This is a genomic window from Vibrio genomosp. F10 str. 9ZD137, from assembly GCF_049974785.1.
In the GTDB taxonomy this organism is placed as follows: domain Bacteria; phylum Pseudomonadota; class Gammaproteobacteria; order Enterobacterales; family Vibrionaceae; genus Vibrio.
This window is the reverse complement of the sequence record NZ_JBNGCJ010000540.1, coordinates 1-14558: the sequence shown is the minus strand read 5'-3', so window position 1 is coordinate 14558 and position 14558 is coordinate 1. Positions and strand designations below refer to the sequence as shown.

General features: G+C 43.2%; 12 protein-coding genes and 1 pseudogene. 5 read left to right on the top strand and 8 right to left on the bottom strand.

Going from position 1 to position 14558, the window contains the following annotated elements; translation table 11 throughout:
* On the bottom strand, positions 1 to 193 hold a 193-nt coding region (locus ACP45E_RS13140; RefSeq protein WP_198927721.1), incomplete at its 3' end, for a chemotaxis protein CheW.
* A 196-nt stretch (positions 194 to 389) separates the two neighbouring features.
* Between ACP45E_RS13140 and ppiC the strand changes: the two genes are divergently transcribed.
* Together ppiC and ACP45E_RS13130 are read left to right on the top strand one after the other, a co-directional pair.
* Positions 390 to 668 carry a peptidylprolyl isomerase PpiC gene (gene ppiC / locus ACP45E_RS13135; RefSeq protein ID WP_017035852.1) on the top strand — a complete coding sequence of 93 codons (279 nt, stop codon included), beginning with the start codon at positions 390 to 392 and terminating at the stop codon, positions 666 to 668.
* A 191-nt stretch (positions 669 to 859) separates the two neighbouring features.
* Entirely contained in the window at positions 860 to 1453 is a 594-nt protein-coding gene (locus tag ACP45E_RS13130) for an HAD family hydrolase (RefSeq protein ID WP_017039073.1), read from the top strand.
* A 262-nt stretch (positions 1454 to 1715) separates the two neighbouring features.
* Here ACP45E_RS13130 and ACP45E_RS13125 read toward each other — a convergent pair whose 3' ends face one another.
* The 5 genes from ACP45E_RS13125 to ACP45E_RS13105 form a co-directional block, all read right to left on the bottom strand.
* Complete coding sequence (locus tag ACP45E_RS13125; protein WP_017039072.1) at positions 1716 to 2873, bottom strand: GGDEF domain-containing protein; 1158 nt, start codon at positions 2871 to 2873, stop codon at positions 1716 to 1718.
* A 113-nt stretch (positions 2874 to 2986) separates the two neighbouring features.
* Complete coding sequence (locus ACP45E_RS13120) at positions 2987 to 4936, bottom strand: tetratricopeptide repeat-containing diguanylate cyclase (RefSeq protein ID WP_017039071.1); 1950 nt, start codon at positions 4934 to 4936, stop codon at positions 2987 to 2989.
* 307 nt (positions 4937 to 5243) lie between these two features.
* Positions 5244 to 6776, bottom strand: coding sequence for a GAF domain-containing sensor histidine kinase (locus tag ACP45E_RS13115; RefSeq protein ID WP_069585088.1), 1533 nt, complete (start codon positions 6774 to 6776; stop codon positions 5244 to 5246).
* Positions 6777 to 6959: 183 nt separating this feature from the next.
* Complete coding sequence (locus ACP45E_RS13110) at positions 6960 to 7940, bottom strand: glutathione S-transferase family protein (protein ID WP_017041820.1); 981 nt, start codon at positions 7938 to 7940, stop codon at positions 6960 to 6962.
* A 97-nt stretch (positions 7941 to 8037) separates the two neighbouring features.
* Positions 8038 to 8940 carry a pirin family protein gene (locus ACP45E_RS13105; RefSeq protein WP_017035859.1) on the bottom strand — a complete coding sequence of 301 codons (903 nt, stop codon included), beginning with the start codon at positions 8938 to 8940 and terminating at the stop codon, positions 8038 to 8040.
* 127 nt (positions 8941 to 9067) lie between these two features.
* On the opposite strand from ACP45E_RS13105, the gene ACP45E_RS13100 reads away from it, so the two are divergent.
* Positions 9068 to 9991 (top strand): LysR family transcriptional regulator, encoded by a 924-nt coding sequence (locus ACP45E_RS13100; protein WP_017035860.1) that lies wholly within the window; start codon positions 9068 to 9070, stop codon positions 9989 to 9991.
* Positions 9992 to 10010: 19 nt separating this feature from the next.
* On the opposite strand, the gene ACP45E_RS13095 is transcribed toward ACP45E_RS13100, so the two are convergent.
* Positions 10011 to 10205 (bottom strand): hypothetical protein, encoded by a 195-nt coding sequence (locus ACP45E_RS13095; RefSeq protein WP_017039068.1) that lies wholly within the window; start codon positions 10203 to 10205, stop codon positions 10011 to 10013.
* Positions 10206 to 10387: 182 nt separating this feature from the next.
* On the opposite strand from ACP45E_RS13095, the gene ACP45E_RS13090 reads away from it, so the two are divergent.
* Together ACP45E_RS13090 and ACP45E_RS13085 are read left to right on the top strand one after the other, a co-directional pair.
* On the top strand, positions 10388 to 11806 hold the full coding sequence (locus tag ACP45E_RS13090; protein ID WP_026026779.1) for a PLP-dependent aminotransferase family protein: 1419 nt from the start codon (positions 10388 to 10390) through the stop codon (positions 11804 to 11806).
* 343 nt (positions 11807 to 12149) lie between these two features.
* The gene (locus ACP45E_RS13085; RefSeq protein WP_017039066.1) at positions 12150 to 13751 is read left to right on the top strand and encodes an ATP-binding cassette domain-containing protein; all 1602 of its coding nucleotides are present in this window, start codon (positions 12150 to 12152) and stop codon (positions 13749 to 13751) included.
* A gap of 214 nt (positions 13752 to 13965) precedes the next feature.
* On the opposite strand, the pseudogene ACP45E_RS13080 reads toward ACP45E_RS13085, so the two are convergent.
* A pseudogene (locus ACP45E_RS13080) lies at positions 13966 to 14558 on the bottom strand (alkene reductase); the annotation flags it as partial.

The window sequence follows — 14558 nt, the reverse complement described above, 5'->3', positions numbered from 1 at the left end:
CGGGCACTGTTAAATCGCGAATGGTCACTGTACCCACAACATGGTGGTGGGAATAGGGAATTTGGGTGGTTGGCATAAAGGGAACTATTTCCCGTACCTTCAGAGTCCCAATGGCAAACAGCTGTTTTTGCGCATTTAGGGTAAACATCAGCATACCTTGAGATTGATTTGCTTTACTTGGGGTCTTTGCCATGATGTGTCTCGAATATGAACCGACTACTGATAATAGTAACTCATTTTGGATACTGAGCAATGCAAACTCATGCACTAAATAGTAACAGTAGAATGTTTATTGATCTGGTTCGGTAAATTCGCAGGATGAACATCTCGATATGTTAGGGTAGAATTGCGGCCTACACGGGATAAGGTCTACACAGCAGAGAGTAAACATGGCAAGCACCGCAGCAGCACTTCATATTTTAGTGAAGCATAAAGAGCAAGCAGAAGACATTATTAAGCAACTGAAAAAAGGGGCTAAATTCCAAACGTTAGCGAAAAAATACTCAAGCTGTCCTTCAGGTAAAAAAGGCGGAGACTTGGGCGAGTTTCGTAAGGGGCAGATGGTGCCAGCGTTTGATAAAGTGTGCTTTAGCGGTGAAACTTTAGTCCCCCATCTAGTGAAGACCAAATTTGGCTGGCATGTTGTGAAAGTGCTGTATCGGACTTGATCATTTCGTATTCGATTTGCAAAAAGTGAATTTTAAAAAGCGAGCGTGTAACTCGCTTTTTTGCCATTTATGGATTGGATCATGACTCATCCTAGTTTGATTAGTCGGGATCAATCACAGAACCAGACTAGATTGTTTAAAAAATACTCGGTAATGTGGAAAGGCATTATTATCTATCTTTGGAGTTACTTTTGAACCTTTCGCATATCAAAGCGGTTATTTTTGATCTCGATGGCACGCTCGTCGATTCTAGACTGGATTTTGACCAGTTGAGGCAGCAGTTAGGGTTTCCGCAAGGAGAGCCCATTCTTGAATACATTGAACAAATGACCTGCGAGAAAGAACAAGAATTAGCCCATAAAATTGTGTCAGATTTTGAAATCTCAGCCGCCCACACTGCTGACTTAATGCCTGGAGCGTTAGAGCTTATCAATGCGTTACATCGTTTGGGTTACCCGACAGCGATATTGACTCGCAACATTAAACAGGCCAGTCAAATGATGATAGAAAACCTAGGTTTGCCGATAGATTTGTTACTCACTCGGGAAGACTGCGAACCGAAACCTAGCCCTGAGGGATTGTTTATTATTGCGGATAAACTCGGATTACCAACCAGGGATTTGATTTATGTGGGGGACTACAAGTTTGATTTGGATACAGCGAAGAACGCCAATATGCTGAGTTGTCTTTTCGATAGAGAGGGTAACAGCCCATACCAAGAAGAAGCTGATGTGGTCATTAGGGACCTTGAGCAACTGTTGCCAATGCTTAGATTTCAAATATAAATAACGTTTTAAACGTAAATATGTGGTGCTTAGTGACTAAGTGGTTGCCTTTTATCTTGTGACAAATGTGTTAAATAGGGATAATTGAATTCCTCTCTACCCTACATTAGGTTTTACATGTTCATTTTTTACCGTCTTTTAAAACTTGCGATAATTTGCGCAGTGTTTCTCACTGTGTTCGATTTGATTGCATTCGGCGAAATCACTTGGGTCGAGCGTTTAATGGGTGAACTGGGCTTATAGGCGGCCCTTCGCTCTGTGCTCATTCGCTAATCACAACACGGTTTCTCCCCGTTTTTTTTGCGTTGTATAGCGCTTTATCTGCTCGGTCAATGGCGGATTCCCAGTGTTCGTCTTCTCTTAATTCGCTGACCCCAAAACTAGCGGAGCAAAACTCCTTATTACTCGGCAGCATAGAGGTTCTAGCAATAACGTTCTTTAGTTTTTCGGCAACTATTTTCGCGTCTGGCCCAGAGGTTTCAGGCAGCAACACCAAAAACTCTTCTCCGCCGTAGCGAAAAGAAAAGTCATTACTACGCGTTTCTACTTGCAGGATTCGACCTATATCCCGCAATACTTTATCACCAGCTTGATGCCCATAGACATCGTTTATGTGTTTAAATCTATCTATATCGATAAGAAGTATCGATAGCGAGTGTTTATATCGATGAGTTCGAGCCGCTTCTTTAGGGACGAGATCCTCCAACGCTCTTCGGTTATAGAGTTTCGTGAGTTCGTCTTTGAGCGATGAGTCGTAAATGGTGGCAACCAAGCGGCCCGTCAACATCCAGGTAATCGCGAAGCCAATAAAGATAACCAAGAGAAGGATGGTGAGAAAGGAGAGTTGCTGAACTAAGTCTGCGGCCATGAAGTCATCAATACGCTGGCCAAAAGGCAATCGAATCAGTCGGAACAGAGAATAGAAGGCATAGATCAATAAGCCGACAGACAGTAAATGTTTGGATGGCGCAATGTCTTCCGTCATGCCTTGATAGTTGGCATAGAAGGCCAGCAGGCTTATAGCTCCTGTATACGTTGCCATGATAGCGATGCGAGCTTCGGTAGACACAGAGAAATAAGTGAAGTACGTCAACCCAATAATAACGATTGGAAAAAAGCTATAGCCAATATTCGCAATGGCAACAGGGTAGCCTCTAATGCGACAGACACCGTGTAAAATCAGCGTAAAACTCAGAGCAATAATAGAGTTAGCCAATATTTTCGACAGCCATAGCGTGGTGTGATTGCCGAAACTAAGGAGAAGAAAACCAGTCCCCAATAATAGCAGTGCGAGCGCCATAATATTGATACCGCGAATAGTAGGCTGTAGCCTTTGAACAAGCGCAAGACTAATGGCATATGTGAAAGAAAGTAATACACAAATGACAGATAGAGTGGGGATATCAAACTCGATCAACATTCAGCTCCCAAGCAGTAGTGGTATTGTTTAGTTTAGGCCATAGTGAGCTGTTTAGGCGGTTTGACGTTATCTTTTGTTTCATTAGCCACGTTGAAAAGAGAGGCTTTGTTTCACTAAACAGGAAATGAGGTTTGATTTCTCCCGTTTTTCTTAGACTGATAGAGACATTTATCGGCCACGACAAAAGGTGCCGTATCTTGTCGCAATGAAAAGAGACTATTAGGGTAGCTCACCCCTACTGAAACCGTAATGTTGAGTTCTCCAGCATCGGTTTGGTAAGGGGATGCATTCACTATTTTGAGTAACGACTCAACACGACTATGAATATCATCGGTTTCTTTTATTAGACACAAAAACTCTTCACCACCCCAGCGAATCAGCAACTCATCAGCTCGAATCTCTTTTTTCAAACGTTTGGCTGTTTTGATCAATACTTGATCGCCAACATCGTGCCCATATTGGTCATTGATGTTTTTGAACCAGTCTAGGTCGATTAAAACCACTCGATATTGAGATGAACGGTTGAGTACCGAGCCTGATTCAATTTCCTTTTGGTAGTAACGGCGATTATTAGCCCCAGTCAGCGGATCCTGATACGAGTAGTTTTGCAATTCAATATTATGGTTTTTAATGGCGATGGATCTACGTATTACAAAGGCGAGCACGAGAATCGCGACGACAATCCATATGAACAGTATCTTAAAACGCAGTTTTTCTTCGTTGAGTTGCAATTCACTGAGCTGGTTTTGTACGTTTAATAGATTTCGTTCTTGTTGTACTTCTTGGGTTCCGAAAGCAAATTCCAATGCATAAATCTCATTGGTAAACTGCGCTCGTTCTTTCGCATTATATTCTTTATAAATGCTGAGCGCCTGGGCTGTATCTCCTAACTGTTCATATATCTCAGCTTTTGTCTGGTAGGTACGGATTAACCAACGTTGATGATCAATGTGATAAAATGTGTCAATACTTCTATTGAGGTGTTCCATTGCTTCATCATAATTTCCCAGGCCAATAAGGCTTTTTGCCAATATGAACCCACAGATAGCGCTTTGCTTTCGGTAAACGACGGGCTGAGTAAAATCACGACATTGTGTTGCCACTACGACAGCCTGCTGGTAGTTCTTTTCAACCATTAAAATCCGGGCTTTTGCTTTGAGCATGAGTATTTGATAATAGTTTTTTGACTCAAGGTTTAAGTAAGAGCGTGCTTTCTCATAAGCAACACGTGCCTCTTTCGGTTTATCAAATTTGGTATACACATACGATTGATTTAACAAAACCACCATTAACCGATCATCTGTCACGTTGTGACTGGCTCTAAATTGGTTGTCTGCGAGCTTTAGGTATTCCAACGCTTTTGCCCACTGTTCAAGGTGAGCATGGAGTAGTCCCAGGTTGTTATATAATCGGCCATTGTATTCATCAGTAGGGTATTTTTTGCCTAGCTTAATGCCTTTGTAAAAATACAATTGAGAAGATTTGAGTTGGTTTGAAGCGTTATAAAGAGCGCCAGCCGTGTTATAGGCTCTTAACAGCAAAAACTCCGCATGATTAGACTCAGCTATATTCATTGCGTTAGTGATGTTAGCTATCCCTTGTTCTATTTGGTCAGTTTTTAATGCTTTCTCGGCCTGTTCAATTTCAAGTAGCGCCTGAAGCCATGGGATATTTTTCTGATTGGCTAAGTGTGATAACTGCTGATTAATTTCAGTAGCGGCTAATTCCTGTCTTTCTGATATTGCGATGTCTCTGCGCAGCAATAGCACATAAATTTGCTCGATCGTTGTTAGATCCTGGCTTTTATTGGACAGCAACAACGCGTGAATGGCTTTTTTTGCGAGTGCTGGAGATTCATCAATAAGGGGACGTATGCTCACCAACTCTCGTCCAATAGCGCTGTCTGCTAACTGTTGTTCAGGGCTTAAGGTGACCGGTTCAATGGGTGTTGAGGCCACGTTGAATCGAAAAAGGAAAACGTCAATGGTGAAAATAAACAGAACGATCACTACTGTAATAGAGCCTACCCATCGAATCTTTTTCGATATAAATTTTTTACTCATTAACAGCCTTTTATGAAACGAAAGATTTAAAAACTTTTATTATTAGTGATAGTTTTGACATTATAGCGTGAAACGCCGAGCGAGAATATGAACGCTCGATGTATAGACCGAGTGAATGGTAAAAACTTTCACGAAACATCAGATTATTTTCGTTTATTAGTGGCTTGTGAAGTCAATTTACGTAAATGCAAAGTTCGTTTTTGTTGTTAACTTGTTTATTTCAAACGCTTATTTTTAGTGTGGTAAGTTGTTTCTTACGTTGAAACACTGTCTCTCAGTGTCAACAATACTGTACTCTCTGTCGTATTTAATCTGGGTTTAACGGCAATGAAATGGCCAGTCCAAAGCCTCCCGTTAGTGGAGCATAGCTATTTATGCTGCCTTTCATTCCTTGAGTCACCAAATTATAGACAAGGTTCAGCCCCAGCCCTTTATTGCCTTTTCCTCTCGCTGTCGTTACAAATGGGTCGAAAATATGATCCAACACCTCTGAGGAAATACCCTTACCGTTGTCTTCTACACTTAGCTCTAACTCGTCATTGAGTACGTTAGCAATAATAAGGATGTTGTCAGTTGGCGTGTTTGTTAAACCGTGTTCAAGGGCGTTAAAAATGAGGTCTTCTACTATCTGACTTAATTGCCAAGTATTGAAGTTTGCTGTCGCACCAAGAGGCATAACATGAATATCGATTTGCGCTGTATAGGGCTTTTTATAATGTTCTAATGCCAGTTTTGCGGTGTTTTCCAGCCACTCTTGCAGATCAATACGTTCTAGCGGTTGAAGTTGCGTTTCGTGAATGGAAAGGCGTTTAAACTGAGCCACGAGCTCTGCCATTGTTTTGGTATTCTTTTCGATAATTTCGCAGGACTGCAAACCTAACTCAATGCTCTCAGTCAGTGAACTCTTTGATATTGAGCCTGTCTCTAAATCGTTTTTAAGGCCATTGAACAGTTCAGGTTGTAAACTGATTGCTACATTGATATTGCCCAATGGCGTATTCAATTCATGGGCCATCCCCATAACCAGTTGAGCTAAGGAGCTCTGCTTCTCAGCCTCTATCAGTTGGCTTTGTGTTTCTTTTAGATCGTCCAATACGGTTTGTAAATGGTGGGTTCTTTCATTGAGTTGAGCCGTCCGTTCTATCACTTTTTGTTCAAGTAGAGTGTTGGCTTTTTCGAGTTCTTTCTGCGCTTTTGAAAGCTCTTGTGTTCGTTCAAGAATCCGACTTTCTAATTCACTGTTAATATTTTTTATTGCTTCTTCGGCGTGTTTGCGTTTAATAAATTCTCCAAGAAGTGATCCAAATAGCCTCAATGTATGGCTTTGATAGGTTTGAAAGGGTTGATGATTAAGCAGGTTATCACAGGCAATCCAACCAATTACTTCGTCATCGTCCCATATCGCTAACGCCGCGTTCCACCCTATACCAACGGTACTGAGTTTTCCTTGACTTTCACTAAACTCATAGAGCTCTTTGTCATGCCAAACACACACTTTGCCTTTGGTAGACATCTCTTGAATTACTTGCTTTACTTCATCAAGCATTGGCGCAGCAAAGTCCGATTCCGATCTTACATTGCCTTCTTCATCCGTGCCCCATGTGCCAATCATCCAGTCTCGCTCTTTATCGATCATTAGGATGCCCATCCGGTCGATTTGTAGATGATTGAGGCAAGCTGTGACCGCTAGGCGATAAAGATCGTCCAATGAGTTTGCTCGAGATAGTTCGATCGCAATTTCATGGAGTTGAAACAGTTGATGGTAGAAACTCGTTGCCTGCTCACTATTTGCTGCGAGTTCTTCTGAAGCATCATGTGAATAGGTAATTAGTCGGCTCACTTTGCCTCCACATTAAAGATCGGCATACCTAAATAGTGTAGATGAGAAGTGGCCGTATGGAAGGTTATTCCGTTATTTATCTTGTTGTCGGGGAGAGAAAGGCTGCGATAGTTTCGTTTGATAATTTGCTTAAATAAGGGCCAAATTAAAGCGGAAGGGGAGCCTCCTGCTCCCCTTTCATTACTAGCCTTTATTCTCTCTATTATGTGGTGCTAAGAAATCGAGGTCAGGCCCGTTTGGGATAATTAATGTCGGATTAATGGTGTCGTGGCTGCCGTAATAGTGTGCTTTGATATGGTGCATGTTGACGGTTTCAGCAACGCCGGGCACTTGGTACAAATCGCGAAGATAGCCACTGATATTAGGGTAATCCGCTATGCGTCTTATGTTGCATTTGAAGTGACCGACATAAACGGCATCAAACCGTATTAATGTCGTAAATAAGCGCCAGTCGGCCTCGGTAATGGTATCGCCAGTGAGATATCGTTTATTAGCCAAACGACCATCTATCGTATCAAGCGCCTCAAAAACCTCTTTTACTGCATCATTATAAGCGGTTTGTGTGGTGGCAAATCCAGCTCGGTAGACACCATTATTAATTGTCGGGTAAATGTAGGCGTTTAGCTCGTCAATCTCTTCTTTGAGATCGCCTGGGTACAAGTTGAGAGGCGTCGCGCCCACATCGTCAAATGCCTCATTGAACATTCTGATTATCTCAGACGACTCATTGCTGACAATGGTGCTGGTTTTCTTATCCCAAAGGATAGGCACTGTCACTCTACCAGTGTAGTTAGCATCTGCAGTGGTGTAGATTTGGTGAGCAAATTGAGCATGGTTAATAGGATCAGAGATCACGCCGTCATCGGGCTCAAATGTCCAGCCATTGTCACCCATATATGAATTGACGACAGACATTGAAATCATTTCTTCTAGGCCTTTAAGAGCACGATAAATAATCGTACGGTGAGCCCATGGACAGGCAAGTGATACATAGAGGTGATAGCGATTCGGCTCTGCTTTAAACCCAGAATCACCAGTAGGGCCTGCACTGCCATCTTTGGTTACCCAATGGCGAAAGCTCGACTCTTTTCGTTCAAATTTCCCACCTGTCGATTTGGTATCGTACCAGTCGGTGTGCCATTTACCGTTTACTAGAAGTCCCATCATTTTCTCCGCATCTCTAACTAAACCATGAATAAAAATAACTGTATTTAAGAAGCCGCATTATTTACCAAAAAACATCATTTATAGACCTCATTATTTATGTAAATAGGCCGTTGTTATAATCTTGGTATGCTTGCATAAGCTCTTCTCGGGTATTCATTACAAACGGGCCGCTTCGTGCGACGGGTTCGTTCAACGGTTGACCAGCGAGCAGTAAAAACTGAGCATTCTGGTGCGCTTCAATAAAGACCTGCTCGCCTTCCCCAAAAATACCAATATACTTTTTGTTTATCACCTGAGCTGCATCATCGCGGCCTGGTTCTCTGCTTGCCTGATTCTCAGCGTGCTCTTTAACACTGACGCTGCCTTCTACCACGTAAATGAATGCGTTGTGCCCCGCGGGTATTTGTTGCTCAAAATGTCCGCCTTGTGGCACTGTGACATCCAGGAAAAGTGGCGATGTATAGGTGTTGTTAACCGGCCCTTTTGTCCCATGGTCAGTCTCACCTGAAATCACGCGGACAGAAACGCCGTCGCTACGTTGCTCTAAAGGCGTATGCTCCGGTAAAAATTCTTGATAATCCGGTTCCACCATTTTTGCGGTTTGAGGAAGGTTGACCCACAGCTGAAATCCTTTCAGAAGCCCGTGATCTTGTTCTGGCATTTCAGAGTGTAATATCCCTTTACCCGCGGTCATCCACTGGACACCCCCTGACCGAATAACACCTTCATGGCCCGCACTGTCTTTGTGACGCATATTACCGTGGTGTAAGTAAGTGACGGTCTCAAACCCTCGGTGTGGGTGAGTCGGAAATCCACCAATGTAATCAGACGCTTGATCGCTTTCAAAGCAGTCGAGTAGAAGGAAGGGATCGAGCATGTTTAGCTCGTTGGTACCGATGATACGAGTGAGTTTTACGCCATCACCATCTGATGTTTTGATTCCTTTGAACACTCGTGTCAAAGGTCGGTACGACGTCTTTTCCTGGGTAACATTCATGGGTTAGTCCTTACTCTTTACTTTCTAAGACTCATCGTAGTTGTTGATGAAAAAATAATAAACATCCACAATGAGAAATTATTGTTCTCACTTTGAGAATAATTAAGGGCGAATAAAAGGGATTGAGATGGGTCAACTAGAGAGCATCAGAATATTCATTAAGGTGGTAGAAACGGGCAGCATCACCAAAGCATCGGAACAGCTCGGTTTGGCTAAATCGGCCATCAGCAAAAGATTGAGTGAATTAGAACAACAGCTAGGCACTCGACTGATCAATCGTACCACTCGAAAATCGAGCCTAACGGAAGCAGGGCTCATTTATTTCCAGAAGAGTAAGTTGATCGCAGAGGAAATCGATGTACTGAATGGCCAAATATCGTCTGATCGGAAAGATCTCGTGGGAACGCTAAAACTGGCGGTGCCCCTCTCATTTGGCGTTGAACATTTGGTTCCTGCATTGGATGAATTTTCTAAACAGCATAAGGATCTTAAGCTAGACATCGATTTTTCAGATAGAAAAGTGGATCTTATTGGCGATGGATTTGATTTGGCGGTGAGAATTGGAGAGCTTACCGACTCGACACTGCGAGCCAAAGCGATTACGCCCATTCGTCATTTACTGTGTGCTAGTCCTGCGTATCTGGATGAATTTGGGACACCACAAACACCCGATGATCTGAGTGAGCATCAATTTCTTCGATACAGCCAAATGGCGCCGTCAGGGCTTTCTCTTTTAGGCGAAAAGAAATCGGGTTCAAAAAGAGAAAAAGTCACAGTGTCGTTGAATATTGCGCACAATGCTAATAATGGTGAGTTTTTAAAAAGCATGGCAGTTTCTGGGCATGGGATTACTTACTTACCCCAGTTTATCATCTGGAAAGAGTTAAAGAGTGGGGCATTGAAACAGATACTGGCGAGTTATACCCCGGCCCCTTTCAATGCGTATGTTGTTTTTCCTGAAGCACGTTATCTCCCTCAAAAAAGTAGAGTATTTATCGATTTTCTTAGCGACTACTTTGGAGAAACACCGTATTGGGAATCTGACGATTAAAGTCGCTGTGGCTAGGGAATCACTCTTCCTTTTGCGCGATTTTTATTCCAACAATGGCCAGAGCTATCATCGAAATGGGCGTTAACGCGAGGGTTATTTCAGCTAAAGGAAGCTCGAAAAACATTTTGGACCCGAGTAAGTGTGCTCCAACATTCAATAGTGCTAACGCAATAGCAATGGTCACTAGGTACCGCTCTTTTTTGGCATAGTTCATAGTTATGATTCCAGATGAATTTACTAACATAATGATCTTTAAACAATAGTTAATGGCTAATCTGAACTCATTGTACTTTCGCTGCACTTGCTATAATAGATACAGTTTTTAACTTATTGTGTATAACAGTTGTGACTCATAATGGTATAGTGCTTGCGTTTTAACCTATCTGGGTAATGTCAGTGGCTAAGTATGTTGAACTAGCGGAACAAATTAAAAGTCAAATTAGAAGTAATGTTTGGTCTATTGGTAGCAAGTTGCCATCACTACGAAAGCAAACTGAGTTATCAGGGTTAAGCTTGATGACGGTAGTGAATGCGTATCGACTGCTAGAGACTCAAGGGTGGGTTGTATCCCATTCGCGTTCTGGTTATGTTGTTGCCCCCCCTGCTTATAACGTTACCACGTCACAAGTCGCTAGGCGCTTACATATTACAGAATCTGTGCATATCAATGACTTCGTGTTTGATATTCTACAAGCCAATCGAACGAAAAAGGCGGTGGTGAATTTTGGGTTCGCTTACCCAGACCCTATGCTTTACCCGCAAGATAAAGTGAATAAATCCTTAGTTCAGGCAGCTCGAACTATGCCGACCTCACACGCACTTGATAATCTCCCTCCGGGGAATGAAACGCTAAGGAATATCATTGCCAAGCGATATGCCGCTCAGGGGATGAACATTAGCCCTGAGGAAATCGTGATAACCGCGGGTGCACTAGAAGCACTCAACTTGAGTCTGCAATCAGTCACTAAAGCGGGGGACTGGGTAGTGATCGAATCCCCTGCTTTCTATGGCGCGCTGCAAGCGTTGGAAAGATTAAACTTACGGGCGTTGTCCATCAATACACACCCCACGGAAGGGATTGACCTAGATTCATTGGAAAAAGCGCTTCAAACGCACGATGTTAAAGCCTGTTGGCTAATGACGAATTTCCAAAATCCGCTTGGTTTTACCTTAACTGACGAGAAAAAAAAGCGCCTTGTGTCGATGTTGACCGAGCATCAGGTCTATTTAATTGAAGATGATGTGTATGGCGAACTTTATTACGGTGCGTCGAAACCATTACCGGCAAAAGCGTTTGATACTCAAGGAATGACATTGCATTGTTCGTCGTTCTCTAAATCGCTGGTGGCGGGTTTTCGGATCGGTTGGGTGGCGGCAGGAAACCGTGCCTTACCGATTCAAAAGCTTCAATTGATGAGTACCTTGTCAACCAGTGCTCCAGTACAACTTGCGCTGGCCAATTACCTATCAACTCGACACTACGAAATCCACTTACGTCAGTTGCGAAGAACGCTGGAACAAAGAAAATTTCAAACTTGGCAGCTTTTGCAACAAAGCCTTCCTAAGGGCTGTGATGCTTATTATTCAACCGGTGGCTACTTTATCTGGGTCGTCCTTCCCGAGCATGTGAATACGACCAATTTATATAGAGTTTTGCTGCAAGACAATATCAGTATTGCACCAGGAGAAATGTTTGCCCCGGATCAGCAGTTTACCCATGGCTTTCGACTCAATGCTTCACAGGATATGACTGAATCAGTGAAGGGTGCAATTAAGCGGTTAGGGGAACAGATAGCTAACATGTTGTCGTGCTAAGTTTGGGCGTCGTTCTAGGCAGAAGAGTTGCAATTTTCATCAAGATGCGGTTACAATTCGCTCACCGCATCTCTAGGAGTTTACGCCAATATGAAGAACTAATGCCTGTCATCCATTTACATTACTTTTTTTGGATCCACAGGGTTAGTAGGCGTAGCTTTGTCGCTCGTATCGAGCGCGATTTTCTGCACATCACACGAATAATAGAACGCATGCTATTTATGTTTGCCATTAAAAAATGTGGCCGTCATATTGCTGCTGTCTATTTTGGTTTCTATCTTGGGTTTTCTTGAGGTTTGACCCCCGCTGCGCTTTACGCCCCCTGTCTAACAGGAGGCTACTTATGCCACACCTAACATTACAACCGTTATTTCAAGCGAATAAACTGAGCTATCGATTCGATAATGGCGAAATCTTATTCGATAATATTTCTTGCACGTTTACGCATCACAGGGTGGGTTTAGTTGGACGCAACGGAGTAGGGAAATCCATTCTTGCTGCTCTGCTGGTAAAAGATCGAGCCCCTTCTTCTGGTCATGTGGCACTGCACACTACCGTCGCCAGTTACAGTCAACTGCCCTCTACTTTGCTTCAAAGTGACACAACGATTGCTCAATACCTGAAGCTTGATGAGATCATTCTGGCGTTGGAAAGCATTGAACTCGGAGAATGTGGCTCCGATCTTTTTGCTCTGGTTGAAGGGTGCTGGACGGCCAAGCTCGATCTAGAACAGCAGCTTACCACGCTGGGTTTACCTAAGGATGTTCACTTCCCGTGCCATTTGCTAAGCGGAGGGCAGTTGGCTCGTCTTCGTCTATGGCAGCTTTTTACCGAACACGTTGGGTTGCTTGTTTTAGATGAACCATCGAATCATCTTGATAGGGAAGGAAGACAGTGGTTAGTCGAGCAAATAAGCCTGTATCCAGGCGGTATTTTGTTGATCAGCCACGATAGGCAACTGCTTCGACATATGGACCGAATTTGGGAGTTATCGACTTTAGGCTTGACTCAATACGGTGGAAATTTTGACTTTTACGTAGAACAAAAGCACCAAGAGTCTTCGGCCATAGATCGCCAGCTTACGAGCGTGACGAAACAACAAAAACACTTAGAGGTACAGGCTCAAAAAAATAAAGAAAAATCTGACCAAAGAGCAGCGAAAGGAAACAAAACTCGAATGAAGGGCGGCATGCCAAAGATTGTACTTAATCAGCTTCGGAGTCGAGCGACCGCCAACGTGTCGAATCGAATGAAAAATGAGGGTGGACGGAGAGAGTTGTTACAAGAAAAAGCGAGCTTATTACAAGCGAGGCAAGAGCAGTTAAAAGAGCAAAAAGTGTATCTTTCAGATGGGGTTAAGCGGTCGAAAAGTTTGGTATCGATTGTCAATGGTTTACTTCCTTTTGGCTCTTGTGAACCTATTGACTTACAGATAAGTCATGGCATCAAATTGCATCTTCAAGGCGGGAATGGAAGTGGAAAGTCGACTTTGCTAAAAGTGCTGCTAGGTCATGCCAAATATGCGGACGGGACGTGGTCCATCAACACGCCAATGATGTACTTAGACCAGCACTTTGGATTGTTGAACGAGCGCCTCTCTCTGCTTGATAATGTGTGTCTACTTTGTGATGGGGTGCAACACAGTGAAGCAAGAACATTGCTGGCGGGTATTGGATTTCGTCGAGATGACGTTCATCGTTTAGCAAATAAACTCAGTGGTGGTGAGAAAATGAAGCTCTCGATGCTCGTGGTAAGCCATCAAACCGAGCACCCGCTGTTACTTCTCGATGAGCCGGATAACCATCTGGATCTCGACTCTAAAATACTATTGTCCCGCGCTCTTAATCGTTATCAAGGGGCGTTTGTAATAGTGAGTCACGATGAAGAGTTTGTGCAAGAGTGTGGAGTGAATAGTACTTTTGTGTTGTCAATGTTGGGTGCTTGACCAAGCTGATTTTGATTCTCGGAATACTGAGTCTCGAAATATTGAGCGGCTGAACCTTGAATGGCTAGATATTGAGTAACTGGATACTGAGTAACAGACCATTGTGTGTACGGTCTTTGATGTCAATAAAAAATGCCGTCAATAGTATTGACGGCAAAGCAAAGCTCAGGAAAAAATGAATCAAAAGTTAGACAGGGATGGATTGAAATTTAGCTTAAACGAGCGTCATCAGCATATCGTCTGAATAGGTGACTATTTCCTTGCCGGATTTTACTTTGGCAACGTAATCAGGGTTGGCTATAAGAGGGCGACCAATCGCCAGCAAATCAAACTTATTCGCTTTAATCGCTTCACTGCCCGTTTCGGCGGTGTAACTTCCAACGCCCACTAATGTTTTCGAGTAGTTTGCACGCAGATAACTGGAAGCGCTTCCCCCCAAATAATCAAATGTCATTGAGTCGTCGAAGATGCCCACATGAAGATAAGCAAGATTGCGCTTTTCCAGCTCAATAAGTAAGTGATCGAAGACATCTCTATCACGGTCATCGCTATCAATATTGAAATAAGCCCCAGGAGAGACACGCAGAGCCGTGCGATCTTCACCGATTTTAGCGGTAATAGCATCAATAACCGCGAGAGGGAAACGAACCATGTTGACAGGGGTTCCACCAAATTCATCATCACGAATATTGCTGCTGTAATGCAGGAACTGATCAATCAAATACCCATTGGCACCGTGAATTTCTACGCCATCAAAGCCGGCTTCAATCGCGTTTTCTGCGGCTTGGCTGTAGTCGTTGACCAGTT

Coding starts and splice junctions, on each gene's coding strand:
- ACP45E_RS13100 (WP_017035860.1), top strand. CDS start 9,068: ATGGGTCAACTAGAGAGCATCAGAATATTCATTAAGGTGGTAGAAACG.
- ACP45E_RS13105 (WP_017035859.1), bottom strand. CDS start 8,940: ATGAATGTTACCCAGGAAAAGACGTCGTACCGACCTTTGACACGAGTG.
- ppiC (WP_017035852.1), top strand. CDS start 390: ATGGCAAGCACCGCAGCAGCACTTCATATTTTAGTGAAGCATAAAGAG.
- ACP45E_RS13120 (WP_017039071.1), bottom strand. CDS start 4,936: ATGAGTAAAAAATTTATATCGAAAAAGATTCGATGGGTAGGCTCTATT.
- ACP45E_RS13095 (WP_017039068.1), bottom strand. CDS start 10,205: ATGAACTATGCCAAAAAAGAGCGGTACCTAGTGACCATTGCTATTGCG.
- ACP45E_RS13110 (WP_017041820.1), bottom strand. CDS start 7,940: ATGGGACTTCTAGTAAACGGTAAATGGCACACCGACTGGTACGATACC.
- ACP45E_RS13125 (WP_017039072.1), bottom strand. CDS start 2,873: ATGTTGATCGAGTTTGATATCCCCACTCTATCTGTCATTTGTGTATTA.
- ACP45E_RS13085 (WP_017039066.1), top strand. CDS start 12,150: ATGCCACACCTAACATTACAACCGTTATTTCAAGCGAATAAACTGAGC.